Source organism: Streptomyces sp. NPDC052225 (assembly GCF_040679615.1).
Taxonomy (GTDB): domain Bacteria; phylum Actinomycetota; class Actinomycetes; order Streptomycetales; family Streptomycetaceae; genus Streptomyces.
This window is the reverse complement of record NZ_JBFAVD010000015.1, coordinates 117,344-142,624: the sequence shown is the minus strand read 5'-3', so window position 1 is coordinate 142,624 and position 25,281 is coordinate 117,344. Positions and strand designations below refer to the sequence as shown.

At 69.2% G+C, this 25,281-nt stretch carries 23 protein-coding genes, 1 tRNA gene and 1 riboswitch; of the genes, 19 read left to right on the top strand and 5 right to left on the bottom strand.

The window, feature by feature from the left end; translation table 11 throughout:
* Positions 1-160 precede the first annotated feature (160 nt).
* The 9 genes from AB0L37_RS22565 to AB0L37_RS22525 all read left to right on the top strand — a co-directional run bounded on the left by AB0L37_RS22565 (position 161) and on the right by AB0L37_RS22525 (position 10,756).
* Positions 161-1,420 (top strand): cytochrome P450, encoded by a 1,260-nt coding sequence (locus tag AB0L37_RS22565; protein WP_365508170.1) that lies wholly within the window; start codon positions 161-163, stop codon positions 1,418-1,420.
* A gap of 161 nt (positions 1,421-1,581) precedes the next feature.
* Entirely contained in the window at positions 1,582-2,607 is a 1,026-nt protein-coding gene (locus AB0L37_RS22560) for a transglycosylase family protein (RefSeq protein ID WP_365508167.1), read from the top strand.
* 136 nt (positions 2,608-2,743) lie between these two features.
* A riboswitch (cyclic di-AMP (ydaO/yuaA leader) is annotated at positions 2,744-2,950 on the top strand.
* Positions 2,951-2,954: 4 nt separating this feature from the next.
* The gene (locus AB0L37_RS22555) at positions 2,955-3,638 is read left to right on the top strand and encodes a transglycosylase family protein (protein ID WP_365508164.1); all 684 of its coding nucleotides are present in this window, start codon (positions 2,955-2,957) and stop codon (positions 3,636-3,638) included.
* 270 nt (positions 3,639-3,908) lie between these two features.
* Entirely contained in the window at positions 3,909-5,189 is a 1,281-nt protein-coding gene (gene eno / locus AB0L37_RS22550; RefSeq protein ID WP_026245643.1) for a phosphopyruvate hydratase, read from the top strand.
* Between the two features lie 90 nt (positions 5,190-5,279).
* On the top strand, positions 5,280-5,774 hold the full coding sequence (locus AB0L37_RS22545; RefSeq protein ID WP_365508161.1) for a septum formation initiator family protein: 495 nt from the start codon (positions 5,280-5,282) through the stop codon (positions 5,772-5,774).
* A gap of 66 nt (positions 5,775-5,840) precedes the next feature.
* Entirely contained in the window at positions 5,841-6,377 is a 537-nt protein-coding gene (locus tag AB0L37_RS22540; RefSeq protein WP_365508158.1) for a DUF501 domain-containing protein, read from the top strand.
* Positions 6,374-7,318 carry a Ppx/GppA phosphatase family protein gene (locus AB0L37_RS22535; protein WP_365508155.1) on the top strand — a complete coding sequence of 315 codons (945 nt, stop codon included), beginning with the start codon at positions 6,374-6,376 and terminating at the stop codon, positions 7,316-7,318. Before AB0L37_RS22540 ends, AB0L37_RS22535 begins: the two co-directional genes overlap by 4 nt.
* Positions 7,319-7,851: 533 nt before the next feature.
* The gene (locus AB0L37_RS22530) at positions 7,852-9,237 is read left to right on the top strand and encodes an NAD(P)/FAD-dependent oxidoreductase (RefSeq protein WP_365508152.1); all 1,386 of its coding nucleotides are present in this window, start codon (positions 7,852-7,854) and stop codon (positions 9,235-9,237) included.
* A 220-nt stretch (positions 9,238-9,457) separates the two neighbouring features.
* Positions 9,458-10,756: a cyclopropane-fatty-acyl-phospholipid synthase family protein gene (locus tag AB0L37_RS22525; protein WP_365508149.1), complete on the top strand. Its 1,299-nt coding sequence runs from the start codon at positions 9,458-9,460 to the stop codon at positions 10,754-10,756.
* An 83-nt stretch (positions 10,757-10,839) separates the two neighbouring features.
* Here AB0L37_RS22525 and AB0L37_RS22520 read toward each other — a convergent pair whose 3' ends face one another.
* Together AB0L37_RS22520 and AB0L37_RS22515 are read right to left on the bottom strand one after the other, a co-directional pair.
* Positions 10,840-13,371, bottom strand: coding sequence for an FtsX-like permease family protein (locus AB0L37_RS22520; RefSeq protein WP_365508146.1), 2,532 nt, complete (start codon positions 13,369-13,371; stop codon positions 10,840-10,842).
* A 227-nt stretch (positions 13,372-13,598) separates the two neighbouring features.
* The gene (locus AB0L37_RS22515; RefSeq protein ID WP_365508143.1) at positions 13,599-14,369 is read right to left on the bottom strand and encodes an ABC transporter ATP-binding protein; all 771 of its coding nucleotides are present in this window, start codon (positions 14,367-14,369) and stop codon (positions 13,599-13,601) included.
* A gap of 358 nt (positions 14,370-14,727) precedes the next feature.
* Between AB0L37_RS22515 and AB0L37_RS22510 the strand changes: the two genes are divergently transcribed.
* The 6 genes from AB0L37_RS22510 to AB0L37_RS22485 all read left to right on the top strand — a co-directional run bounded on the left by AB0L37_RS22510 (position 14,728) and on the right by AB0L37_RS22485 (position 19,115).
* Positions 14,728-14,810, top strand: a tRNA-Leu gene (locus AB0L37_RS22510).
* A 157-nt stretch (positions 14,811-14,967) separates the two neighbouring features.
* Positions 14,968-15,414, top strand: coding sequence for a hypothetical protein (locus AB0L37_RS22505; RefSeq protein ID WP_365508140.1), 447 nt, complete (start codon positions 14,968-14,970; stop codon positions 15,412-15,414).
* Positions 15,415-15,427: 13 nt separating this feature from the next.
* On the top strand, positions 15,428-16,324 hold the full coding sequence (locus AB0L37_RS22500) for a hypothetical protein (protein WP_365508137.1): 897 nt from the start codon (positions 15,428-15,430) through the stop codon (positions 16,322-16,324).
* 114 nt (positions 16,325-16,438) lie between these two features.
* Positions 16,439-17,614, top strand: a complete 1,176-nt coding sequence (locus tag AB0L37_RS22495; RefSeq protein WP_365508134.1) for a 4-hydroxybenzoate 3-monooxygenase — start codon at positions 16,439-16,441, stop codon at positions 17,612-17,614.
* Between the two features lie 133 nt (positions 17,615-17,747).
* Positions 17,748-18,644 carry a Bax inhibitor-1/YccA family protein gene (locus tag AB0L37_RS22490; RefSeq protein ID WP_365508131.1) on the top strand — a complete coding sequence of 299 codons (897 nt, stop codon included), beginning with the start codon at positions 17,748-17,750 and terminating at the stop codon, positions 18,642-18,644.
* Between the two features lie 180 nt (positions 18,645-18,824).
* Entirely contained in the window at positions 18,825-19,115 is a 291-nt protein-coding gene (locus tag AB0L37_RS22485; RefSeq protein ID WP_365508128.1) for a hypothetical protein, read from the top strand.
* Between the two features lie 99 nt (positions 19,116-19,214).
* On the opposite strand, the gene AB0L37_RS22480 is transcribed toward AB0L37_RS22485, so the two are convergent.
* The 3 genes from AB0L37_RS22480 to AB0L37_RS22470 form a co-directional block, all read right to left on the bottom strand.
* Entirely contained in the window at positions 19,215-19,622 is a 408-nt protein-coding gene (locus AB0L37_RS22480; protein ID WP_365508125.1) for a rodlin, read from the bottom strand.
* A gap of 107 nt (positions 19,623-19,729) precedes the next feature.
* A complete protein-coding gene (locus AB0L37_RS22475; RefSeq protein ID WP_365508122.1) occupies positions 19,730-20,809 on the bottom strand; it encodes an LCP family protein in 1,080 nt (359 codons plus the stop codon).
* Between the two features lie 204 nt (positions 20,810-21,013).
* Positions 21,014-21,424: a rodlin gene (locus AB0L37_RS22470; protein ID WP_365508119.1), complete on the bottom strand. Its 411-nt coding sequence runs from the start codon at positions 21,422-21,424 to the stop codon at positions 21,014-21,016.
* A gap of 317 nt (positions 21,425-21,741) precedes the next feature.
* Here AB0L37_RS22470 and AB0L37_RS22465 point away from each other — a divergent pair, with 317 nt between their 5' ends.
* The 4 genes from AB0L37_RS22465 to AB0L37_RS22450 all read left to right on the top strand — a co-directional run bounded on the left by AB0L37_RS22465 (position 21,742) and on the right by AB0L37_RS22450 (position 25,268).
* Complete coding sequence (locus AB0L37_RS22465; RefSeq protein WP_365508116.1) at positions 21,742-22,152, top strand: rodlin; 411 nt, start codon at positions 21,742-21,744, stop codon at positions 22,150-22,152.
* A 257-nt stretch (positions 22,153-22,409) separates the two neighbouring features.
* Positions 22,410-22,637 (top strand): chaplin, encoded by a 228-nt coding sequence (locus AB0L37_RS22460; RefSeq protein ID WP_365508298.1) that lies wholly within the window; start codon positions 22,410-22,412, stop codon positions 22,635-22,637.
* A gap of 88 nt (positions 22,638-22,725) precedes the next feature.
* Positions 22,726-23,520, top strand: coding sequence for a chaplin (locus AB0L37_RS22455; protein WP_365508114.1), 795 nt, complete (start codon positions 22,726-22,728; stop codon positions 23,518-23,520).
* 449 nt (positions 23,521-23,969) lie between these two features.
* Positions 23,970-25,268 (top strand): glycosyl hydrolase, encoded by a 1,299-nt coding sequence (locus AB0L37_RS22450; protein WP_365508111.1) that lies wholly within the window; start codon positions 23,970-23,972, stop codon positions 25,266-25,268.
* Positions 25,269-25,281 lie beyond the last annotated feature (13 nt).

The following is a 25,281-nucleotide window of genomic DNA, read 5'->3' as shown; positions in this document are numbered from 1 at the left end:
CGCGCGCATTTCCCCGATCAAGGCCAGGCGGCGAAGCCGCCGGCCTTCAGGGGAGGCTGCGCGCAGCGCATGCCTCAGGGGCGCGGGGAACGGCGCGACCAGCCCCCACCGAACCCGCACCCGACAACCCGCCCCCCTACCCGGCGGCTACCGTCAAGGCGTGACCGAAAGCCCCGCCCCCCAGACCCCGGCCGCCCCCGAACTGTTCACCTGGGAGTTCGCCAGCGACCCGTACCCCGCATACGCCTGGCTCCGCGAACACGCCCCGGTACACCGCACCACCCTCCCGAGCGGCGTCGAGGCCTGGCTGGTCACGCGGTACGCGGACGCCCGTCAGGCCCTGGCCGACCAGCGGCTCAGCAAGAACCCCGACCACCACGACGAGCCCTCCCACGCCAAGGGCAAAACGGGCATCCCGGGCGAACGCAAGGCCGAGCTGATGACGCATCTGCTCAACATCGACCCGCCGGACCACACCCGCCTGCGCCGCCTCGTGTCGAAGGCGTTCACCCCGCGCACGGTGGCCGAATTCGCGCCCAGGGTCCAGGAGTTGACCGACCGGCTCATCGACGAGTTCGCGGCGAAGGGCGAGGCCGACCTGATCCACGACTTCGCCTTCCCGCTCCCCATCTACGCCATCTGCGACCTGCTCGGCGTCCCGCGCGAGGACCAGGACGACCTGCGGGACTGGGCGGGCATGATGATCCGCCACGGCAAGGGCCCGCGCGGCGGGGTCGCCCGCTCCGTGAAGAAGATCCGGAACTATCTCGTCGAGCTCATCCATCGCAAGCGCGACGAGCCCGGCGACGACCTGATCTCCGGCCTCATCCGCGCCTCCGACCACGGCGAGCACCTCACGGAGAACGAGGCCGCCGCGATGGCCTTCATCCTCCTCTTCGCCGGTTTCGAGACGACCATCAACCTCATCGGCAACGGCACGTACGCCCTGCTGACCCACCCCGAGGAGCGCGAACGCCTCCAACTCGCCCTGAAGCAGGGTGAAACGGATCTCCTGGACACCGGCATCGAGGAACTGCTGCGCTTCGACGGCCCCGTGGAACTGGCCACCTGGCGGTTCGCCACCGAGCCCCTGCGTATCGGAGGCCAGGACATCGGCGTCGGCGACCCGGTCCTCGTCGTGCTCGCCGCGGCCGACCGCGACCCGGAGCGCTTCGCCGAGCCCGACACCCTCGATCTCTCCCGCCGCGACAACCAGCACCTCGGCTACGGGCACGGCATCCACTACTGCCTAGGCGCCCCGCTCGCGCGCCTGGAGGGAAAGACCGCCCTGGCCTCGCTCTTCACGGCTCTGCCGGACCTGCGACTTGCGGAGGAACCGGACGATCTGCGCTGGCGCGGCGGGCTCATCATGCGCGGACTGCGCACGCTTCCGGTGGAGTTCACGCCCCGCCAGAACTGACGGGCCGTCAAAGCTGTGACTTTCACGTGATCTCCGCTGCATCGACTTGTGACAAGCGTTCGAGTGCCGCTACGTTCACCAGTCATCGCGACACATGCACAACCGTCACCTCCGCACCACTCGTCGCGTGCAGCAGCAACAGTCTCGCGAAAGGCAAACGCATGCTCTCCGGGAACGGTCGTCACCGTCGCCCCCGTCAGGCCCCTGCTCTGATCGTCGCCGCCGGAGTCACCGGCAGCGCCATCGCGATCCCGCTGCTCGCCGCGACGAACGCGAGCGCCGCCTCCACCCATGCCTGGGACAAGCTCGCCGAGTGCGAGTCCGGCGGCCAGTGGAGCCTGGACGCGGGCAACGGCTACTACGGCGGCCTCCAGTTCTCGCAGGAGATGTGGGAGCAGTACGGCGGCCTCGACTACGCCCCGCGCGCCGACCTGGCCAGCCGCTCGCAGCAGATAGCCGTCGCCGAGAAGGTCCTCGACGCCAGGGGCACGGCCGCCTGGCCGAGCTGCTCGCTCGCCGCGGGCCTCAGCAAGAGCGACGACTCCGCCGACGTCGACCCGGGTACGAGCCCCTCCCCGCAGGCGTCCGATGCGGACACGTCCTCGGGAGAGAAGAATCACGACGGGTCGGACGACTCGGACACCGCATCCGACGGCGCGTCAACTGACGCCTCGGGGGATACCTCCGGTAACGGCACCGACGGCGACAAGAGTGACACCGCGGCCGACGAGAGCTCGAACAACTCGGACAAGTCGGAGCAGAGCGCCACAACTCCCTCGGCCGACCCGGGCGATTCGGCCGGCCCGGCCGACTCGGCGGACCCCGCCGACGCGTCCGGCTCCGTCGATCCGGCCGCCCCCGAGTCCTCCGCCTCGGCCACCCCGGACCCCTCCGCCACCGGCGGCGACGCCTCCGCCGCCGGCCGCCACCGCGGCGACCGGGCCGCCGACGACGACGCCGACTCCCGTACGGGAGAAGGCCGTCACGCCTCCCGCGACGACAAGCGCGGCGACGGGACCTACACGGTCCGCTCCGGCGACAACCTCTGGGACATCGCCGACGCGCAGGACGTGGACGGCGGGTGGGCCGCGCTCTACGACCGGAACAAGAAGGAGGTCGGGTCCGACCCGGACCTCATCATTCCTGGTCAGAGTCTGGATCTTGGTCTCGAATCGGTCGAAAAGTAGCGGGAGTTCGGGACGCATTGATGGTTGTTTGTCCGCTTTGGCGCAAGTGAGAGATGGGTCTCAAAGGGCCTGATCGTCTTTGAAATCGGGCGGATCCACTGCTTACGGTCGTGACCGCTCGCCACAGCGGGCCCCGATGGACGTCACGCCGAATCCTGCCAACGTCCGTACGGGAACAGTCGACGCGTCAGCGCCGTAGGCAGGAGCGGGGGACCCAGGTAAGCGCCGTACGAGGTCGACGACTTCGGACGGCTAGGGGTTAAGCCGCGCACAAGGATGCGCGGCCGGGCACTCACTGGCCCGAACCCGACAGCTCACCTCGTAGGCGTCGGTGAGGGGATCTCTCCATGCTGCTTTCCAGCAAGGGCAAGCACCGCCGCCCGTCCAAGGCCGTCCGTGTCGCCACGCTCGCCGGTGTCGCCGGTGCCGCCGTCGCCGTCCCGCTGATGGGTGCCACCTCGGCCTCCGCCGCGACCACCTCCGAGTGGGACCAGGTCGCCCAGTGCGAGTCCGGTGGCAACTGGTCGATCAACACCGGCAACGGCTACTACGGCGGCCTCCAGTTCTCGTCCTCCACGTGGGCCGCGTACGGCGGCACCGCCTACGCGTCCTCGGCCGACCAGGCCTCCAAGGCGCAGCAGATAGCCGTCGCCGAGAAGGTCCTCGCCTCCCAGGGCAAGGGCGCCTGGCCGAGCTGTGGCGTCAACCTGTCCGGCGCGTCCACCGGCAACTCCGCTCCGGCCGCCGAGACGCAGCAGCAGGCGCAGCCGCAGCAGCAGGCGCAGCCCAAGCAGCAGGAGCGCTCGGACTCGTCCACGACGACCCGCTCCGAGAAGCGCGAGACCGTCACGACCCCGACCGGCCAGAAGGTCGAGAAGGGCGACGGCGAGTACAAGGTCAAGTCCGGCGACACCCTCGGCGAGATCGCCGGCGCGCACGGCACGACCTGGCAGAAGCTGTTCAAGCTGAACAAGGACATCGTCAAGGACGCCGACCTGATCTACCCGGGTCAGCAGCTCCACCTGAAGTAGTCCGCAGCCGCACCCTTATAGGGAGTCCCGGCATCGGCGGACGCCGAGGACCCCGCCCCGTCCCCACGGGCCGCTCGCACCGCGACCCCCGTTCCGGAATCCGGAACGGGGGTCGCTGTTTTTGTTCCGTTCAGGAACATTTCGCTCACGGCGTTGTCCAAGGGACGGTCGGTCGGCTGGCCGATGCCCCGGAGGCGGTTAGGCTCAAGGGGTCGAGGCCGTGCATCGCGGCCCCGCATAGCCCGCGTCACATCCCAGAAGGAGATGCTCGTGCCGTCCATCGACGTCGTCGTAGCCCGGGAAATCCTGGACTCCCGAGGCAACCCCACGGTCGAGGTCGAGGTCGGCCTCGACGACGGCAGCACGGGTCGTGCTGCTGTCCCGTCCGGCGCCTCCACCGGTGCCTTCGAGGCCATCGAACTCCGTGACGGTGACCCCAACCGTTACCTCGGCAAGGGTGTCGAGAAGGCGGTCCTCGCCGTCATCGAGCAGATCGGCCCGGAGCTCGTCGGCTACGACGCCACCGAGCAGCGCCTGATCGACCAGGCGATGTTCGACCTGGACGCCACGGACAACAAGGGCTCGCTCGGCGCCAACGCCATCCTCGGCGTCTCGCTCGCCGTCGCGCACGCCGCGTCCGAGGCCTCGGACCTGCCGCTGTTCCGCTACCTCGGTGGCCCGAACGCGCACCTGCTGCCCGTCCCGATGATGAACATCCTGAACGGTGGGTCGCACGCCGACTCCAACGTCGACATCCAGGAGTTCATGATCGCCCCGATCGGCGCGGAGTCCTTCTCCGAGGCGCTGCGCTGGGGCGCCGAGGTCTACCACACCCTCAAGAAGGTGCTGAAGACCAAGGGCCTGTCGACCGGCCTCGGCGACGAGGGCGGCTTCGCCCCGAACCTGGAGTCGAACCGCGCCGCGCTCGACCTCATCCTCGAAGCGATCAAGGAGGCCGGCTACATCCCCGGCCAGCAGATCGCGCTCGCCCTGGACGTCGCCGCCTCCGAGTTCTACAAGGACGGCAAGTACCAGTTCGAGGGCAAGGAGCGCTCCGCCGCCGAGATGACGGAGTACTACGAGGAGCTCGTCTCCGCGTACCCGCTCGTCTCCATCGAGGACCCGCTGTACGAGGACGACTGGGCCGGCTGGAACGTCATCACCGAGAAGCTGGGCGACAAGGTCCAGCTCGTCGGCGACGACCTCTTCGTCACCAACCCGGAGCGTCTGGCGCGCGGCATCGAGGAGAACTCGGCCAACGCCCTGCTCGTCAAGGTCAACCAGATCGGTTCGCTGACCGAGACCCTGGACGCCGTCGAGCTGGCCCAGCGCAACGGCTTCAAGTGCATGATGTCCCACCGCTCCGGCGAGACCGAGGACGTCACCATCGCCGACCTCGCCGTCGCCACCAACTGCGGCCAGATCAAGACCGGCGCCCCGGCCCGCTCCGAGCGCGTCGCCAAGTACAACCAGCTCCTGCGCATCGAGGAGATCCTCGACGACGCGGCGGTCTACGCCGGCCGCTCGGCCTTCCCGCGCTTCAAGGGCTGAGCCCGCTGAGGTAGCAGTTACCTACGTCCCCGCACTCGGTCCCGTACCGTGTGCGGGGACGTACGTACGTATCGGGGAGGCGAGCACGCGATGGCCGCAAAGGTCCGCGACCGGGACAAGGACCGCTCCGCCGCGTTCTCCACAGCGACCCGGCTGCGCATCCTCGGCGAGCAGACCGCCGAGCGCGTCTACCGCTCGCAGAACAAGCGCCAGGCCCGCCGCTCCCGCCTCACCGGACGCGCGGCGCTCCTCGCCCTCGTCCTGTGCACGCTGGTCGTCGCCCTCGCCTATCCCATAAGGCAGTACGTCTCCCAGCGCGGCGAGATCGAGGACCTCCAGCGGCAGCAGCAGGAGGCCAAGGAGCGCGTCGACCGGCTCCGCGACGAGAAGGCCCGCTGGCAGGACGACTCCTACGCCGAGCAGCGGATCCGGGAGCGCCTGCACATGGTGATGCCGGGCGAGACCGGGTACGTGGTGCCCGATCCGCGCGCCACCCAGTCGAGCCGCGTCGAGCAGGGCGCCGCCGACCGCCCCTGGTACTCGAACGTCTGGGACGGCGTCGACAAGGCCGACCAGGCAGACTGAAACGCCCGCAACCGATCCACGTACACGTCTGATCCACGTACACGACGAAAGACGCCGAACACAGTCATGCAGACGCCTCCTCCCCAGACCGAGCCCACCGCGCCCACGGACGCCGACATCCACGCGTTCCAGGAGCAGCTGGGCCGCCCGCCGCGCGGTCTGCGGGCCATCGCGCACCGCTGCCCCTGCGGCAACCCGGACGTGGTCGAGACGGCCCCGCGCCTGGAGGACGGCACGCCGTTCCCGACGACGTACTACCTGACGTGCCCGCGCGCGGCCTCCGCGATCGGCACCCTTGAGGCCAACGGCGTCATGAAGGAGATGACCGAGCGCCTCCAGAGCGACCCGGAGCTGGCCAAGCAGTACCGCGCCGCGCACGAGGACTACATCGCGCGCCGCGACGCCATCGAGGTCCTGGAGGGCTTCCCGAGCGCCGGCGGCATGCCGGACCGCGTGAAGTGCCTGCACGTCCTCGTCGGCCACTCCCTGGCGGCGGGCCCGGGCGTGAACCCGCTCGGCGACGAGGCCATCGCGATGCTCCCGGAGTGGTGGAAGAAGGGGCCGTGCGTGACGCCGTGCGCCGACGCGGGGGAGGACGCGTGACCCGGGTCGCCGCCATCGACTGCGGTACGAACTCCATCCGCCTCCTCGTCGCCGACGCGAACCCGCAGACCGGGGAACTCGTCGACCTGGACCGCAGGATGACGATCGTCCGGCTCGGCCAGGGCGTCGACAAGACGGGCCGGCTCGCCCCCGAGGCCCTGGAGCGCACCTTCGCGGCCTGCCGCGAGTACGCCGCGGCCATCAAGGAGCACGGCGCGGAGCGCGTCCGCTTCGTGGCGACGTCGGCGTCCCGCGACGCGGAGAACCGGGACGACTTCGTGCAGGGCGTCCTCGACATCCTGGGCGTCGAGCCCGAGGTCATCACGGGCGACCAGGAAGCGGCCTTCTCTTTCACCGGTGCGACCAAGGAACTCACGGGCCGCACCGACCTCGACAAGCCGTACCTGGTCGTCGACATCGGCGGCGGCTCGACCGAGTTCGTCGTCGGCGACGACGCCGTGCGCGCCGCCCGCTCCGTCGACATCGGCTGCGTACGGATGACGGAGCGCCACCTCGTCGGCCCCGACGGCACGGTGACGGACCCGCCGTCCCCGGCGCAGATCGAGGCGGTCCGCGAGGACATCGCCGCCGCCCTCGACCTGGCCGCGCAGACCGTCCCGCTGGCCGACGCCCGCACCCTCGTCGGCCTGGCCGGCTCGGTGACGACGGTGGCGGCCCTCGCGCTCGGCCTGAAGGCGTACGACTCGACGGCGATCCACCACTCCCGGATCTCCTACGAGAAGGTCGCCGAGCTCACCGACTGGCTCCTGACGTCCACGCACGACCAGCGCGCCCTGAACCCGGTCATCCACCCCGGCCGCGTCGACGTCATCGCCTCGGGCGCGCTCGTCCTGCGCCTGATCATGGAACACACGGGCGCGCGGGAGGTCGTGGTCTCGGAGCACGACATTTTGGACGGAATCGCCTGGTCGGTGGCGTGAGCCGCTGAGCAGAGCCCCCTCTTGATCACCGGCCCCGGACCGCGGGGCCGGTGGACGAGGCCGCGGCCTGCCCGGGGGAGGGCTTCTGGGTGGACACGACCTGCCGTCCGAGGGCCCGTCGAGGGCCTCGCATGAGCACGGCGAACCCCGCCTGAGCACCTGAAACGGCCCCCGCGACACGCTCCGGCGACACCCCGTCGGGAAAGTTCGTGAAGTTCTTCACAAGGAATTCGGCCCTCTTGGACGCCGATTGCGGTCCAGGGGCCCGTTCGGGGCCGACCAAGGACCCTGCCGGGAGGGGTGCGCGGGGTTTTCGGAGTGTTACGCGCACATGAAGAACGGGAGTGGTTCAGTGCGGCCGAATGCTCACTGTGGCTGCTCAAGGGGGGTGAGCAACGACTGGCGGTACGCCGTGGTTCCCTCCGGACGCCATGACATGGGTCACGTGGGCGGCGAAGTGTAGCAGAGCCCCCACCGAACCTTGTGAAGGGGCGCACGAGCGACCCCCTCCAGTCGGGTGGATACTCGATGGCATGAGCACCACGGAGCGTCCCAGGATCCTCATTGTCGGGGGTGGGTACGTAGGCCTGTACGCGGCGCGACGCATCCTGAAGAAGATGCGTTACGCGGAAGCGACCGTCACGGTCGTCGACCCGCGCTCGTACATGACGTACCAGCCCTTCCTCCCCGAGACCGCCGCCGGCAGCATCTCGCCGCGCAACGTCGTCGTCCCGCTGCGACGCGCTGTGCCGGGAGCCGAGATTCTCACCGGCCGCGTCACCACCATCGACCAGGACCGCAAGGTCGCCACGGTCGCCCCGCTCGTCGGCGAGGCGTACGAGGTGCCCTTCGACTACCTGGTGATCGCGCTCGGCGCGGTCTCCCGCACCTTCCCGACGCCGGGCCTCGCCGAGGTCGGCATCGGTATGAAGGGTGTCGAGGAGGCCATCGGCCTGCGCAACCACGTCCTCGAGCAGCTCGACAAGGCCGAGTCGACGACCGACGAGGAGATCCGCCGCAAGGCGCTCACCTTCGTCTTCGTCGGTGGCGGCTTCGCGGGCGCCGAGACGATCGGCGAGGTCGAGGACCTGGCACGCGACGCGGCCAAGTTCTACAAGAACGTGAAGCGCGAGGACATGCGCTTCATCCTGGTCGACGCCGCCGACAAGGTGCTGCCGGAGGTGGGCCCGGACCTCGGCGTCTACGGCCGCAAGCACCTGGAGTCCCGCGGGATCGAGGTCTACCTCTCGACGACGATGCCGTCCTGCGTCGACGGCCACGTGGTGCTGAGCAACGGCCTGGAGGCCGACTCCAACACCATCGTGTGGACCGCGGGTGTCAAGCCGAACCCGGCGCTCGCCCGCTTCGGTCTCCCGCTCGGCCCGCGCGGCCACGTGGACACCAGCGAGAAGCTCCAGGTCCAGGGCACCGACTACATCTGGGCCGCGGGCGACAACGCCCAGGTCCCGGACCTGGTCGGCCGCGCCAACGGCAACCCGAACGCCTGGTGCCCGCCGAACGCGCAGCATGCCATGCGCCAGGCCAAGGTCCTCGGTGACAACGTGGTCTCCGGCATGCGGGGCTTCCCGCAGCGGGACTACAAGCACGCCAACAAGGGTGCGGTCGCCGGTCTCGGCCTGCACAAGGGCGTCGCGATGATCGTCATGGGCAAGATGAAGATCAAGCTCAAGGGCCGTCTCGCCTGGTACATGCACCGTGGCTACCACGGCATGGCGATGCCGACGTACAACCGCAAGATCCGTGTGATCGCCGAGTGGACGATCAACATGTTCCAGAAGCGCGACATCACCGCGCTCGGCGCCCTGGAGACTCCGCGCGAGGAGTTCTACGAGGCTGCCAAGCCGGCTCCGGCGCCTGCCAAGGCGGAGGAGAAGAAGGCCGAGGCCAAGGCCTCCTGAGGCCGAAGCCGTAGCAGTACGCCCGAAGGGGCCGCCCGCCATCCGTGGTGCGGGCGGCCCCTTCGGCGTTTCCGCGGACCGGTCCGGCACCCCTAGATACATGGCAGCTACAGGCATTTTGCCGTTCCGTAACGCAGTAACGGGACTGCGAGAGCGCCCCGTTGGTGTTTACGTGGTGTTGGACCGTTCCGGGATCGCTCCCATTTCGGAGGTGTGCGCCATGCAGGACGCCGCACAGCGGCTGAAGAACCTCGTCGAGCAGCTGCTCGGCGCCGAACTCCCTGTGCGCCTCCGCGCCTGGGACGGCTCGGAGGCCGGGCCCCCGAGCGCCTCCGTGCTGGTCGTACGCAACCGTCGCGCGCTGCGCCGCCTGCTCTGGAAGCCCGGCGAGCTGGGCCTCGCCCGCGCCTGGGTCGCCGGTGACCTGGACGTCGAGGGCGACCTGTACGCGGTCCTCGACGCCGTCGCCGGGCTCATCTGGGAGCGCGACGAGGACGACCGCCGCTCGCTGGCCGAAGCCGCCAAGGACCCCGCCGTGCGGGCCGCCTTCCGCGAGCTGCTCAAGATGGCGGGCCCGTACCCGCCACCCGCGCCGCCCGCCGAGGAGAGGCGTCGCAGAGGCCGTCTGCACCGCCACACCAAGGACAGCGACAAGCAGGCCATCAGCCACCACTACGACGTTGGCAACGACTTCTACGAGCTGGTCCTCGGCCCCTCGATGGTGTACTCCTGCGCCTACTTCGCGTCCGACGAGGCGACCCTCGAATCCGCCCAGCGCGACAAGCTGGAGCTGATCTCCCGCAAGCTCGGCCTCAAGCCCGGCATGCGCCTGCTCGACGTCGGCTGCGGCTGGGGCTCCATGGCCATCCACGCGGCCCGCGAGCACGGAGTGAGCGTCGTCGGCGTCACCCTCTCGCAGGAGCAGGCCGCGTACGCCCGCAAGCGCGTCGCCGACGAGGGGCTCACCGACCGGATCGAGATCCGCGTCCAGGACTACCGCGACGTGCGCGACGGCCCGTACGACGCGATCTCCTCCATCGGCATGGCCGAGCACGTGGGCGCCGAGCGGTACCTGGAGTACGCGAGCGACCTCTACGCCCTGCTCGCCCCCGGCGGGCGGCTGCTCAACCACCAGATCGCGCGGCGGCCGCAGGAGGACGAATCGACGTACGAGGTCGACGAGTTCATCGACGCGTACGTCTTCCCCGACGGGGAGCTGGCGCCGCTCGGCACGACGACCGGACTCCTGGAGCGGGCCGGGTTCGAGGTCCGCGACATCGAGGCGATCCGCCCGCACTACGCGCTCACGCTGCGCCAGTGGGTGCGCAACCTGGAGGCCCGCTGGCCCGAGGCCCTGAAGCTGGTCAGCCCCGGCCGGGCCCGCGTCTGGCGCCTCTACATGGCGGCCTCCGCGCTGAGCTTCGAGCGCAACCGCATCGGCGTCAACCAGATCCTCGCGGTGAAGACACCGGTGAGCGGGGTGTCGGGGATGCCGCTGCGGGCGCGTACCTGGAACTAGCTGCTTGAGAGCTTCTTGAGATGTACGTGGACGGGCCCCCGGCGATGTGTCGCCGGGGGCCCATCCACGTAACTGCCCTTCCGCTACTCGGACTTGATCGCCGCGAGCATGTTCAGGCGGGCCGCGCGGCGGGCCGGCCACAGGGCCGCCAGGATGCCGACGACCGCGGCGAGCGCGAGGAAGACGCCCATCCGGGCCCAGGGCAGGATCAGCGTGTACGTCGACATGGAGTTGCCGATGAGCTGTCCCGCCGCCCAGCCGAAGAAGACGCCGAGACCGATGCCGAGGACGCCGCCGAACAGGGAGATCACCAGGGACTCCAGGCGGACCATGCGCTTGATGCCCTTGCGGTCGATGCCGATCGCGCGGAGCATCCCGATCTCCTGCTGACGCTCGAAGACCGACATGGCGAGGGTGTTGATGACGCCGAGCACGGCGACGATGACCGCCATGGCGAGCAGGCCGTAGAGCATGTTCAGCATCAGCGTGAACATCTGGGCGATCTCGTTGGAGATGTCCTTGCCGTCCTGGACCTTGATCGCCGGGTTCTCGCCGAGCGCCTTGGTGATCTTGTCCTTGGTGGCGTCGGAGGCCCCGCCGGACGTCTTCAGCATGACCTGCATGTCGGAGGCGGTGCCGGTGATGTGCGGGTTCAGGGTCGGGGCGTCGACCATGATGCCCCGCATCATCTCGTTGCCCTCGTAGACGCCCGCGACCGTCAGCTTCTGCTTCGCGCCGTCCTCGTAGGCGGCCGTGAAGGTCGAGCCGGCCCTCCAGCCGTGGTCCTTCGCGGTCTCCTCGTCGACGACGACGTTCGTGCCGCCGACCGTGAACTTGCCGTTGTCGACGGGGAGTTCGGTCAGCTTGGTGATGGTCGAGCCGTTGACGCCGGTCAGGTACTCGGTGCTGCCGTCGATCCGCGAGGGCGAGTTCGACAGGCCGCTGGTGGCGGTCACGCCGTCGGTCTTGTCCAGGGTCTTCAGGACGTCGGGGGAGAGCGGGTTCCCGTTCGCCATGGAGACGACGTAGTCGGCCTTGAGGGAGTCGGCCGCCATCTTGTCGATCGCCGTCTGCACGCTGCCCGCGATGACCGTGAGGCCGGTGATCAGGGTGAGCCCGATCATCAGGGCCGAGGCCGTTGCGGCGGTGCGGCGCGGGTTGCGCACCGCGTTCAGGCGGGCCAGCTTGCCGGAGATGCCGAAGGCGCGAAGCACCGGGGCGGCGGCCGCGATCAGCGGGCGGGACAGCAGCGGCGTGAGGATGAAGACGCCGATGACGAGCAGGGCGGCGCCCGCGCCCATCGGCAGCTGGCCGTCGCTGCCCTTCATGGTCGTCGCGGCGAGCACGGCGGCGATGCCGACGGCACTGACCAGCGAGCCGAGCGTGTTGCGCAGGATCAGCGACTTGGCGCTCGCCGTCGCGTGCACCGCGCTCATCGCGGCGACCGGCGGGATCTTCGCGGCGCGGCGGCCCGGCAGCCAGGCGGCCAGCATCGTGATGAGGATGCCGACGACGAGCGCCGAGACGACCGTGCCGAGGGAGACGACCAGCGGTCCGTCAGGGAGGATCGCGCCGGTCCTGCCGAGCAGCGCGCGCATGCCCGCGCCGATCCCGACGCCGACGGCGAGGCCGGTGACGGCGGCGACGGCGCCCACGCAGAACGCTTCGAGGAGCACGGACCGCGTGACCTGGCGGCGCGAGGCGCCCACGGCGCGCATCAGCGCGAGTTCCTTGGTGCGCTGGGCGACCAGCATCGTGAAGGTGTTGGCGATGATGAAGATGCCGACGAAGAGCGCGATGCCCGCGAACATCAGCAGCATCGTCTTCATCGAGCTCATCGACGACTCGATCAACTCGGCCTGGTCGTCGGCGAGTTGCCGCCCGGTGTCGGTGTGCACGGCGGCGTCGCCGAGCGCCTTGTCGACGTTGGCCTTGAGCTGGTCCTGGCTGGTGCCTGCCGCGGCCTTCACGTCGATCTCGTCGTACGCGCCCTGCTTGTGGAAGAGCTGCTGCGCGGTCGCGGTGTCGAACAGGGCGAGGGAGCCGCCGGCCGCGACGTTGCCGTCGTCCGTCGTGAAGATGCCGGTGACGGTGGGTGTGAGCACCGGGCCGTCGATCGACATCCGGACCTGGTCGCCGACCTTGTAGCCGGCGCGCTCGGCGGTCTCGGCGTCGAGGGCGACCTGGTTCGCGCCGTGCGGGGCGGTGCCGGAGGTGAGCGGGTACCGGGAGTCCTCGGTGCCCCAGTAGTTGCCGCCCTTGGTGGAGAAGCCGTTGCCGACGAGCTTGCCGTCCTGGTCGGCGACGGCGGCGTACCCGCTGACCACGCCGTACGCGGAGGCGGCGCCGTCCACGCCCCGCGCCTTCTTCAGCGTGGCGTCGGTCAGCTTCACCTCCTTGCTGACCCGGTCGCCCTCGGCCGCGGTGCTGCCGGGGGTGAGGGCGACGTCGACCTGGTCGAAGCCCTTGGACGACGACTTCTCCAGCGCGGAGGAGATGGTGTTGGTGAAGACGAGGGTGCCGGTGACGAAGGCGACTCCGAGCATGACGGCGAGCACCGTCATCAGGAGGCGGGCCTTGTGCGCGAACACGTTGCGCAGGGCTGTTTTGAACATGCGGGTCTCTTCTTAGGTCCGGGGCACATTGAGCCCCTGGGGCGGCCGGGCAGATCGGGCCCGGTGATCAAGCCCCTGCGGCGATTGAGCAGCGGGGTCCGGGGCGGAGCCCCGTGGCCTTCGTGTCGTCGGGGCTGCTGATGTGTTCGCGGGTGCTGCGCCGTCGTGGCTGGTCGCGCCCCCGCGGCGGAGCCGCTGATGACACGGCCCCGCGCCCCTTGCGGGGTTCAGCTGGTGCGGCCCTTCGCGTCGAAGCGCTTCATGCGGTCGAGCACCGTCTCCGCCGTCGGCTCCCGCATCTCGTCCACGATGCGCCCGTCGGCCAGGAAGATCACCCGGTCCGCGTATGCCGCCGCGACCGGGTCATGGGTCACCATGACGACGGTCTGCCCCAGCTCCCGTACGGAGTTGCGCAGGAAGCCGAGGACCTCCGCGCCGGAGCGCGAGTCCAGGTTTCCGGTGGGCTCGTCGCCGAAGATGATGTCGGGCCGGGAGGCCAGCGCCCGGGCGACGGCGACGCGCTGCTGCTGGCCGCCGGAGAGCTGCGAGGGCCGGTGCCCGAGCCGGTCGGCGAGGCCCACCATCCGGATCACGTCCTCCAGCCACTCCTTGTCGGGCTTGCGGCCCGCGATGTCCATGGGGAGCGTGATGTTCTCCAGGGCGGTCAGCGTCGGCAGCAGGTTGAACGCCTGGAAGATGAAACCGATCTTGTCCCGGCGCAACTTGGTGAGCTGCTTGTCCTTCAGCGAACCGAGCTCGGTCTCGCCGATCCGCACGGACCCGGAGGAGAACGTGTCGAGCCCGGCCACGCAGTGCATCAGCGTCGACTTGCCGGAACCCGAGGGGCCCATGATCGCGGTGAACTCGGCCTGGCGGAACTCGACGGAGACCTGGTCGAGCGCGACCACCTGGGTCTCGCCCTGTCCGTAGATCTTGGACAGATCCGTGGCGCGGGCGGCCGCCGTCGTGGTCCGGCCTGCGAGCGGGGTGGTGGTCACGGGTGGGTGCTCCTGTCGGTGGTGCTGTCTGGCTGGGGACCGTTCCATCGTCCCGGCGCGGCAGGCCCGTGAAGTCAGCCGCAGTTCCCGTTCCTGGGGGCGACTTCGGGGGGACCGGCGGAGCGTGTGTCATACCTGGGGATGACCCGGGACCCTGAGACGAGGCAGGTGAATTCCCGTCAATCCGTCACGGAGGGCGTTCCCTCGTGGAAGGGCCCCCGGCAAGTGCGGATGGCGCGTTCAGTGGCCTGATGCACCCTCAGACGCCAATAAAATAAGACAACATCGGTTCGTCGTTCCGCTGTTCGGGGGATGCCGCCGGATAGGCTCGGACGGTCGATGCGGAGCCCCACAGCCTGCCCGGATGGTGGAATGCAGACACGGCGAGCTTAAACCTCGCTGCCCCTCGCGGGCGTACCGGTTCAAGTCCGGTTCCGGGCACCTCCGTCTTCCTCCCCCTCCGTACCCCTCACTTTTGAGGGTCTTGCCGCAGGTACGTGTGCCCGGCAGGCGTGGCGGTGGGAGCCTGCTGCCGTACGGGCCACGGGGGCACGGGGAGACACTCATGCGCGGGCGACTTCATTTCAGGTGCGGGGCGGTGGCCGCGGTCGCCGCCGCGGTGTGCGTGGTCGGCGGGTGCGCGGGCGGCACGGGCGGGTCAGGGGGCGGTTCGGGCGGATCCGTCGGTGGCTCGGTCGGGGGCGGGGCGGGCGGTGTCGGCTCGGCCGGGGTGCCCGTCTCGCAGACCGCCGGCGGCGGGTCCGGCGACGACGGGTCCGGCGACGACGGCGCCGGTGCGGCGGGCGGGATCGGCGACCCGGGGGTCCCCTCGGTGCCGCAGCCGCCCTCGGACACCGGGCCCGACATCACGCCGGGCCCCGGAGTCAGCGGCAGCGAACCGCCCACCTCGCCGGGGAACTGCGGCGCCGGGGCGACCCCGGGCGACGTCCCCGACCCGGACTGCCCGCGGGAGACCACGTCGCCGCCCGTGTACCCGCCGCCGCCGTCCCCGGAGTCGACGTCGCCGACGCCCGGCGAGAGCTGACGGGGCGAGCGCGGTGGCCGGACTCGTACCGCCGCCTCCGCCGTACCCGCCGCGGGTCCCGGACCCGCGGCGGCCGGACCCCGGCCCCGCGCCGGCCGGGGGCGTGCGCCTGGAAGTCCTCAACTCCCTTGTCGGGGCAGGGTCGTTCGTCGGCGGTCTGATGCTGTACGCGGGCTACATCTACACCAACGCCTACTTCGGGTACTTCCGGCTCGACACGTTCGCCGTCGGCTTCGACACCTTCGAACTGGTCATGCGCAGCCTGCGACTTGCCACGCTGCCCGCCCTCGAGGTGCTCACCGTGATCCTCCTCGCGCCCGCCCTGCCACGGCTCCTGACGGTGCTTCGGGTCCCGGTGCCCCAGGTGGAACGGGTGCGCACGGCCGGCCGCGCGGTGGCCCGCGCCCATCTCGTGCCGGTCGCCCTGGGCGCCGTACTGCTGCTGCTCTGGGGTTGGATCCAGCCGTACGGATGGACGGCGCCGCTGCTCGTCGCGGGCGGGCTGCTGCTCGGGCAGGCGCGCGCGGCCGGGCGCAGGGCCGGGTGGGAGCGGGGGGTGTCGCTGCTCATGGCGGGGGTGTTCCTGATCTGGGCCGTCGCCCTGGTGGCCGGGCAGCTCGGCAGGCAGGACGCCCGGACGGACGCGGAACTGATCGTGCGCCGCCCCTCCGTGGTGGTCCTCAGCACCCACCGGCTCGCCATCGCGCCACCGGGTCCGGGCGCGGTGGACCTCGGCAGGAGGAGCTTCTACCGGTACCGCTACGAGGGCTTCCGGCTGCTCGTCGAGCGCGACCACCGCTACTACCTGCTGCCGCTGAACTGGCGGCGCAGAACCGATCCGGTCTACGTCATCGAGCCCGACAGCGGCGTCCGGGTCGAACTGCGGCCGGGTGTGCTCCCGCGCAAGTAGGGCGCGCGAAACCGTTGACACCCGCAGTGCGGCAGGCGGAAGATCCCAGCGAGCCAAGGATGAACGAAAGTTCACCAGGCGAACGCAAGGTCGCGAGAGGGACGAGGGATCCGTATGCGCACGACCGTCGGCATCATCGGGGCAGGCCCCGCCGGGCTGCTCCTGTCCAGGCTGCTGCACAACGCGGGGATCGCGTCCGTCGTCCTGGAGAGCCGCGACCGTGCGTACGTGGAGCAGCGTCAGCGCGCCGGAATCCTGGAGCAGGGCACCGTCGACGTGCTGCGCGAGGCGGGCGTCGGCGCCCGCATGGACCGCGAGGGCCTGCCGCACGACGGCATCGAGCTGCGCTTCGACCGCCGCCGCCACCGCGTCGACTTCCCCGCCCTGACCGGCGGCAAGCAGGTCATGGTCTACGCGCAGACCGAGGTCTGCAAGGACCTCATCGCCGCCCGGCTCGCCGACGGCGGTCCGCTCCTTTTCGAGGCGGAGGCCCTCGCGGTCGAGGGCGCAGACACGCAAGCGCCGCGCGTCCGCTTCCGGCACGAGGGCCGCGAGGACGTCCTGGAGTGCGACTACGTCGTCGGCTGCGACGGCTTCTGGGGCGTGGCCCGCGCGGCGGTGCCGCAGGACCTCACCCGGACGTACGAGCGCACGTACCCCTTCGCCTGGCTCGGCATCCTCGCCGACGTCGCCCCCTCCCACGACGAACTGGTCTACGCCCGCAGCGACCGAGGCTTCGCGCTCCTGTCCATGCGCTCCCCGTCGGTCACCCGTGCCTACCTCCAGGTCCCCGAGGGCACGGACGCCGCCGACTGGGCCGACGAGGAGATCTGGGACGAGCTCGACCGCCGCCTGGAGGTCGACGACCCGGCCTGGCGCCTGGCCCGCGGACCGATCACGCAGAAGTCCGTCACCCCCATGCGGTCGTACGTGCACGAGCCCATGCGGCACGGCCGGCTCTTCCTCGCCGGTGACGCGGCGCACATCGTCCCGCCGACCGGCGCCAAGGGCCTGAACCTCGCCGTCGGCGACGTCGTCACCTTCGCCCGCGCTCTCGTGGCGTACACGGAGAAGGGCGACAGGGAACTCCTCGACGCGTACTCCGAGACGTGCCTGCGCCGCGTCTGGCAGGCCGAGCGGTTCAGCTACGCGATGACGACGATGCTGCACCGCGCCCCCGACGCGACCGCCTTCGACGACCGGATCCAGCGGGCGGCGCTCGACCGCGTGACCACGTCGGACGCGGCGGAGACCGACCTCGCGGAGGCGTACACCGGCTTCCCTCTGTGAGCGGAACAACAGGGGGTGCCGCCGCGTTCCTCGTAACAGGATGGGAAAGATCCTCCTTGAGCACTAGGGTCGGATCTTTGCCAGACCATTACCCTTGGGGCAAGGCCATACACGGTGGCCATGGAGGAGTGAGATGAGGAGCAGCAACCCGGTCTTCTCGCGACGGGGGTTCAGCCGCGACAACGGCTACGCGCAGTTCAACGCGCAGCAGCCGCAGGCCGGGGGCCCCGCCGTAGGGACACAGGCCAATCCGTACGGCCAGGCCCCCGCCGGCAACCCGTACGCGCAGAACCCCTACGCACAGCAGGATCTGCAGTACGGCGCTCCGCAGGCGCCTGCCACCACCGGCCGCATGACGATGGACGACGTCATCATGCGCACCGCCACCACGCTCGGCACGCTGATCGTCACGGCCGCCCTCACCTGGGCGCTGCTGCCGGTCGACGAGGCGAACCTCAACAAGTCGTACGGCATCGCCATCGGCGCCGGCCTCGTCGCGATGATCCTGGGCTTCGTCCAGGCCTTCAAGCGCAAGGCGTCCCCGCCGCTCATCCTGGCGTACGCCGCTCTTGAGGGTGTCTTCCTCGGCGTGCTCTCCAGCATCGTCGACAACTACATCGCGAGCGGTGCGGCCATGCAGGCCGTGCTCGGCACGATGGCCGTCTTCGCGGCGGTCCTCATCGCGTACAAGGCCGGCTGGATCCGCGTCAACCGACGCTTCTACGGCTTCGTGATGGCCGCGGCGATGGGCTTCATCCTGCTCATGGCCGTGAACCTGCTGTTCGCGGTCTTCGGCGGCGGTGACGGCCTCGGCTTCCGCAGCGGCGGCCTCGGCATCCTGTTCGGCGTCATCGGCATCCTGCTCGGCGCCTGCTTCCTCGCCCTCGACTTCAAGCAGGTCGAGGACGGGATCGCGTACGGCGCCCCGAAGGACGAGGCGTGGCTGGCCGCGTTCGGCCTGACCATGACGCTGGTCTGGATCTACATGGAGTTCCTGCGGATCATCGCGATCCTTCAGGGCAACGACTAGGAGAGGTGCGGCCGCTCCTGAGCGGGCATGCCTTGCGGCCTGCGACGACGCTGGTGTACCTCGCGTCGTCGCAGGCCGCCCCCTTTCCACCGGCCGGGCGGCCCCAGTCGTTCCTAGACCTGACGGGTGGCTGCTTCGCGGAGCCCGTATCTGCCCTGCGTTCCGCAGCGTTGTAAGGGCATGATCTCAACTCGACGAGCCATTACCGCGGCCCTGCTCGCAGTGGGAGCCGCCGCGATCGCCGCACCGACGGCCGGCGCCGCTCCGCTTCCGCTCACCGATCAGGGAAGCGACGCGATCTCTCCGACAGCGACGCTCGACTCGGTGTCGACCATGGCGATTCCATCCGAGCACCGAGGCGACATGCCCACCGCTGCCGGCCAGCTCTCCGGGCTCAATCGACTGAACGAGCTGCATCAGGTGACCGACCTGGTGGCCCCTGTCACCAACGTGGTTCCCTCGGTTCAGTAATTGCAGATGGTGCCGGTGGGACGGCATCCGTCGCCGTCCCACCGGCACCATCCCGTACGACAGAGGGGCAGCCGCACCCGCGGCTGCCCCTCTGCGCTTTCAGTGGTTCTCGGTGCCGTTGCCGGAGAGAACCGGGATGTCCGACAGGATGTGCGACAGCGGTTCGTCGCCCTTGGCCTGGGTGGAGTTCTCGGTGCACTGCTGGTTCTGCGGGGCCGACAGGACGGGGATGTCCTGGACGGCGACCGGAACGACACCGACGAGGGAACCGGCGTTGACCTTGGCCGGCAGCCCGACGCAAGGCTTGTTCAGGGAGCCCTGCACCAGGCCGAGCTGCGGGCTCATGTCGCCGTGGGTCGCGGAGTTGCCGTACTCCTGCTGCGCGCCGTTGCCGCTGTTGGACGTCGTGCCCCCGTCATCGCCGATGGCCAGCGCCTGGGGAGCGGCCACCGCCGAAAGCCCGGCGACGGAGGCGGCGATGGTTGCGGTTGCCCATAGCTTCTTCATGAGATGTCCTTTCACGGAGCGAACTCCGATGACGAGTTACGTTTGATCAACTGATCAGGAACCGTGGGGTTGCACAGCAGGACCCATTTGGACCAGTGCTGTTCGGGTCACTCGCAGGCCAGCTTGTCGCCGTGCACGAAGGTCTGGACGTTCAGGCGAGGCGGATCCATGGGCTCGGTGTGAGTCCCGGGCTCGGTCACGGGCAGGTCCTCCCGAATCCGCGAGAAGAGCTCCTCGGATCGCTCCTGATCCCAGCGCAGGGTGGAGCCGACGTTCTCGATCAGAGGATTGAACCCACTGATGGGGACGGTTCCGAATTCCATCCTCGCCAGGGGGATCCGGCTGAGATCACGCGCCAACGACACGAGGTCGTCGATGGTGAACCCCTGATCGACGGTCGCCGGGCCGAGCACGGTCCTGGCGAGTCCGGCGGTTCGCACCGGATCCGTGAGAGCCGCTTCCACCCCCGCGCTCCGCAGGGCGTTGACCAGGAACCGTTGCTGCCGTTGAACGCGTCCCAGGTCCGCGCTGGTGTCCACATGCCGCGACCGCACGTACTGCAGAGCACCCCCTCCCGCCAGGTGGTGGTGCCCAGGGGCGAGTTCGAGCTTGGTGGCGGAGTCCGACAGTCTGCGTGATGTGCAGACGGTCACCCCATCGACAGCGTTCACGCTGTCGATGAACCGGCGAAAATCGATCTGCAAGAAGTGATCGATGCGAACACCAGTCATGGACTCGACCGTCTGCACGGCGAGTTTCGGGCCCCCTTCCGCGTACGCGGCATTGATCTTCGCCGGGTGGGCGGCCCGTACGGTTCCGCCGTCGACGCCATGCTCGGGAACATCCGCGTAGGAGTCCCTGGGAAGGCTCACCACGCTGACGTGATCGCGCGCCTCTGACAGGTGAACCAGCATCATGGTGTCACTGCAGTTACAGGCGATTCCGCCGGCGTGAAACTTCTCCTTCTCGGCGCGGGTGATGGTGTCGCGGCCGTCCGTTCCCATCAGGAGAATGTTCGTTCCACGGCCCTGCGCGGGACGGGTATGGAGACCTTCGAAAACACTGATCTGCCGCGGAAGGGACTCCATCGTCTGCCCGATCGCAGCGCCTGAAATGCCCAGGATGCCGAGCGCCAGCGCGCCGATCGCAAATCCTTTGCGGCCGACGCGGAGGGGGGTCATTCTCATCGGGACGCTCCACAGCGGAGGGGTAAGTGCAAGAAGAGAGTAGGCAGATCCACTTTTCTCTCCTCGCGGCTCGCACCGGGAGGTTGAAAACTAACTCTTTCGCATCACAAAGGGATTGATCCCGTTCTGCAGGAGCTGATCACCAGCGGGGCGCATAAAAATTGGGCCGCCCTGTCGGGCGGCCCAATGATGCTGTGCGGTCTGTCAGTGGTTGCCGACTCCGTTGCCGGAGAGCACCGGGATGTCGTCCAGAACGTGCGACAGCGGCTCGTCACCCTTGGCCTGGGTGGAGTTCTCGGTGCACTGCTGGTTCTGCGGGGCCGACAGGATCGGGATGTCCTGGACAGAGACCGGCACGACACCCACGAGGGAGCCGAGGTTCGCCTTGGCGGGCAGAGCGACACACGGCTTGTTGAGCGAGCCCTGGATGAGGGCCATCTGCGGGCTCATGTTGCCGTACGTGGCGGAGTTGCCGTAGGCCTGCTCCGCGTTGTTGCCGCTCTCGGAGGTGGTCCCTCCGTCGTTGCCGATCGCCAGGGCCTGCGGAGCCGCCGCCGCCGCAATGCCGACCAGGGACGCGGCGACAGCCGCGGTGGCCACAGCCTTCTTCATCATGAGGTGTTCCCCTTCATTGGGTTTTTGAGAACACCCGGAACAACTCCGCCTCGCCGGATCGGTTGCCCATTTTCACCCGGACGGGTTCGCGAGCAGGTTCTGCAAAGGTGGTGCGTCGGCTCGATGGTCGGCGGCGAAGACGAAGGAATGTAAATCGCATAAGTGTATCGGGGGCTCGTCACGCCTTCGGCGGTGCCGCTTCCGCTGCATCCAGCGTCACCCGGTTGGCCAAACGAGTGAACCTGCGCAACCAATCCGCCACTCCGACAGTTGATTCCTTCGCAGTAACTGGAGCCTGTCAGAAAAGGAATGCATCAATGCTTAAGAAGGCTATGGCTGCAGCTGCAGTCGCGGTATCCGTTGTCGGTGTTTCGGCTGCGGCCGCCCCGCAGGCTCTCGCCATCGGTGACGACGGTGGAACCACCTCGTCCAGTGGCAACGGGGCGAAGCAGGCTTTCGGCAACTCCATGACCGAAGGCGACATGAGCCCGCAGCTCGGCCTGGTCCAGGGTTCGCTGAACAAGCCCTGCATCGGCCTGCCCGTCAAGGGCAACGCCGGTTCCCTCGTCGGCCTCGTGCCGGTCTCCGTCCAGGACGTCCCGATCCTGTCGGCCCCGCAGAACCAGCAGTGCACCGAGAACTCCACCCAGGCCAAGGGTGACGAGCCGCTGTCGCACGTTCTGGACGACATCCCGGTGCTCTCCGGCAACGGTGCGCAGAACGGCTGATCAGCCACAACGGAAAGCTCGGGCCGCCTGCCCACTTCGCACGCCGGCGGCCCGAGCTTTTTTGCTGTCTCGTAAACTCGCCGGATCAGAAGATTTCTCCGGCCGCCGGGTGAAAGCAATCTCCTTTCGTGGTGGGCCAGTTTCTTTCCTGTGTCGTGGATCGTTCTGATTTCGTGGTGGCTCAAGAGGTGTCATATGGGAAATCTTCAGCCACTTCATCCGATCGACCCCTTTCGATAAAGGAGAGAATCGTGTCTCTGAAGAAGAGCGCCGCAGTCGTGGCTGGTGCCCTCATGGCCCTCGGTATGGCGGCTCCCGCGTTCGCCGACTCCGGTGCCGAAGCGATGGCGTCCGACTCCCCGGGCGTCCTGTCCGGCAACGTCCTCCAGGTTCCCGTGCACGTGCCGGTCAACTTCTGCGGCAACAGCATCAACGTGATCGCCCTGCTGAACCCTGCCTTCGGTAACTCCTGCATCAACGACTGAGGCACGTACAGCAGTTGACCTCCTCGCCGACCCTGGGCCCTTCGCGTCCCAGGGTCGGTTTCGAGTTTCAATCACGAAGGGAAACGCCTTGAGGCAAGCTCTGAGGTTCGGTGTGGTCGCGGCCGCCGCAGCGACAGGAATTCTGTCCATCCCGGGATCCGCCGCCTCTGCTGCGACCGGGGATCAGGGGCAGCCGAGCGGTTCGGCCGGCCTGCTCTCGGGCAATTCGATCGCGGTGCCGTTGACCGTGCCCGTGAACCTCTGCGGCAACACGGTCGACGTTCTGGCGGCGGCGAACCCCGCGGCGGACAACAGCTGCGCCGGCGAGGGTGAAGCAGCCGCCGTCTCCGCCCCGGCCGGGGCGGAGTCGACCGACACGCAGGGCTACGGCCAGGAGGCGCCGCACGACCGGATCGGCGGCGCTGAGGCATCTTCGGCGCAGAGTACGTCGTCATCCGGCGGGTTGTTGGCCGGGAACTCCGTGCAGGCGCCCGTGAGCGTCGGACTGAGTCTCTGCGGCGACACCGCCGACGTGGTGGGCGCGGCCAACCCCGCGGCTCACAACTCGTGTTCGAGCACGCAGGAGGCGTATGCAGCCGCCCCGGTGCCCACGGTGGAGATTCCTCCAGCGCAGGAGGTGGGGCCGACAGCGCCTACCAGCAGGGCGCTTCCTGTGCCGACGCAGGCCACCCCTCTGCCCGCCGTGCACCAGGGGGAGTTGCCCGCGCCTGCGGTTCCCGTCGGTGTGCCGCAGCCTCACGCGCACGAGCACCTCGCTGACACGGGCGCCGACCAGAACCTTCTGGCAGCCGCGGCCGCCGCTGCCGGGCTCCTGGTGGGTGGAGGAATTCTGTACCGCCGGGCAAGTGCGTCAGAACGCTGAAGTCAGGTCGGGAAGAGCCACGCAAAAGCTCTTCCCGACCGCAGAGGATGCCGCAGTCAGAGGCTGCCTCCCCACGGCGTGGAGCCGACGGCTGGGAGGGAGGCAGCACGGTCACCTTCATGACGGATGCCAGTGCACCACCGACGAAGCCGCCGTCCGGTGCTCCTTCACCCATTCGCCCGTGATATCACCCCAACGGGTTGCGGACGCGTCATGGCTCGGCTGCGCCGGACGGATCGAAGCCGGCAGCTTGTCCCGCCGGTCGCCGACGGGCCGCAGCGTCTGACCCGGCCAACTGCCTGAAGAGGTCGAGCATCTGTCGATTCCTCCCCTGAACTCCTCCGAGCGGGTGACGTAGGGGCAACCATCCGCCGATCCACGATTGGCGCCGTACTCATTTATATGACTGAGTGTCAGGAATGGAGCGAATGCGGTACTGAGGAGTAGACATGGCTCGAAAGCGCCGAGAGGCGAAGCGCAGACGACTGCCGCTGATCGCGGTGGGGGCTCTGATCTCACTGGTGGTCGCCTCCGGGTCCGTGTCCGTCGAGCGCGCGGACGCCTACGCGCGCAGTGATCCGGCGCCGCCCCCTCCCACGAGCCCGGTCCCGTGGTGGCCGGCCGAAGTGCCTGATCCGACGCCGTCCGTCTCGGCGAGCCCGGAGCCCTCAGCGTCGCCGACCACCTCCGTGTCGCCGACCACCTCCGCGTCGCCCACCGCGACATCGACCCCGAGCCCGGACAAGTACCCGGCCTTCGGCGCCTATCTGGACTACGGGCCCCGCGGCATCACCCGGATGGCGAAGCTGTCGGACTGGCTCGGCGGGGCCGATCTGCGGGTGGGGCACACCTACCTGCCCGGCGACCAGTGGAACAACATCGAGGGCAAGCCCTCGTTCCTCGCTCCGTGGGCCGAATGGCGCCTGGAGCGCGACGACCGGCTCTTCGCTCTCAACGTCCCCATGCTGGAGCGCAACGAGGAGGGCGTGCCGGACTCGGAAGTGCGCGGGCTGCTGCGGCAGGGCGCGGCCGGCGACTTCGACGAGCACTTCCGGACCCTCGCCGAGCGCCTGGTCGACCTGGACGTGCCGGACACGATCGTGGTCCTGGGCTGGGAGATGAACGGCGTCACCTACACCCACCGCTGCGGCCCGGACCCCGCGGCGTGGAAGCAGTACTGGACCCGCATCGTCACCGTGATGCGTTCGGTGCCCGGACAGAAGTTCCGCTTCGACTTCACTCCCAGCCGCGGCCGTGACGCCGTCCCGTGGACCGAGTGCTACCCGGGTGACGATGTCGTCGACATCGTCGGCATGGACTCCTACGACCAGCCGGAGGGCAAGTCCTTCGACGAGCAGGTCTCCGAGCCGTACGGGCTTCAGGCCCAGGTCGACTTCGCGACGAAGCACGGCAAGCCGATCTCCTACCCGGAGTGGGGGCTGTTCCGCAACGGCGACAACTCCGAGTACATGAAGCGCATGCTCGCCTGGATGGACGAGCACAAGCCGCTCTACAACACCCTCACGGACTACTGTCCGCACGGAGTGTGGCAGTGCGACGAGAACCCGAAGGCGTCGGCGGCCTACCGGGCCGTGCTGACCGGACGGGACAAGCCGACGGCGCCCACGCAGCCGACCAACCCGACGCAGCCCCCGCAGTGTTCGCCCCTCGACCTCGGTGACTGGGTGGAGCACTGGCTCGGCGGCAAGCTGTGCCTGCGCTTCGACTGGTGGGAGCGGAACTCCTGACCCGAAGTGCCCC

Excerpts from the sequence above, each read along its gene's own strand:
- AB0L37_RS22560 (WP_365508167.1), top strand. The coding sequence starts at position 1,582 with ATGCTCTCCGGGAACGGTCGTCACCGTCGCCCCCGTCAGGCCCCTGCT.
- AB0L37_RS22555 (WP_365508164.1), top strand. The coding sequence starts at position 2,955 with ATGCTGCTTTCCAGCAAGGGCAAGCACCGCCGCCCGTCCAAGGCCGTC.
- AB0L37_RS22545 (WP_365508161.1), top strand. The coding sequence starts at position 5,280 with ATGGCCGCAAAGGTCCGCGACCGGGACAAGGACCGCTCCGCCGCGTTC.
- AB0L37_RS22540 (WP_365508158.1), top strand. The coding sequence starts at position 5,841 with ATGCAGACGCCTCCTCCCCAGACCGAGCCCACCGCGCCCACGGACGCC.
- AB0L37_RS22530 (WP_365508152.1), top strand. The coding sequence starts at position 7,852 with ATGAGCACCACGGAGCGTCCCAGGATCCTCATTGTCGGGGGTGGGTAC.
- AB0L37_RS22525 (WP_365508149.1), top strand. The coding sequence starts at position 9,458 with ATGCAGGACGCCGCACAGCGGCTGAAGAACCTCGTCGAGCAGCTGCTC.
- AB0L37_RS22520 (WP_365508146.1), bottom strand. The coding sequence starts at position 13,371 with ATGTTCAAAACAGCCCTGCGCAACGTGTTCGCGCACAAGGCCCGCCTC.
- AB0L37_RS22495 (WP_365508134.1), top strand. The coding sequence starts at position 16,439 with ATGCGCACGACCGTCGGCATCATCGGGGCAGGCCCCGCCGGGCTGCTC.
- AB0L37_RS22490 (WP_365508131.1), top strand. The coding sequence starts at position 17,748 with ATGAGGAGCAGCAACCCGGTCTTCTCGCGACGGGGGTTCAGCCGCGAC.
- AB0L37_RS22485 (WP_365508128.1), top strand. The coding sequence starts at position 18,825 with ATGATCTCAACTCGACGAGCCATTACCGCGGCCCTGCTCGCAGTGGGA.
- AB0L37_RS22480 (WP_365508125.1), bottom strand. The coding sequence starts at position 19,622 with ATGAAGAAGCTATGGGCAACCGCAACCATCGCCGCCTCCGTCGCCGGG.
- AB0L37_RS22475 (WP_365508122.1), bottom strand. The coding sequence starts at position 20,809 with ATGAGAATGACCCCCCTCCGCGTCGGCCGCAAAGGATTTGCGATCGGC.
- AB0L37_RS22470 (WP_365508119.1), bottom strand. The coding sequence starts at position 21,424 with ATGATGAAGAAGGCTGTGGCCACCGCGGCTGTCGCCGCGTCCCTGGTC.
- AB0L37_RS22465 (WP_365508116.1), top strand. The coding sequence starts at position 21,742 with ATGCTTAAGAAGGCTATGGCTGCAGCTGCAGTCGCGGTATCCGTTGTC.
- AB0L37_RS22450 (WP_365508111.1), top strand. The coding sequence starts at position 23,970 with ATGGCTCGAAAGCGCCGAGAGGCGAAGCGCAGACGACTGCCGCTGATC.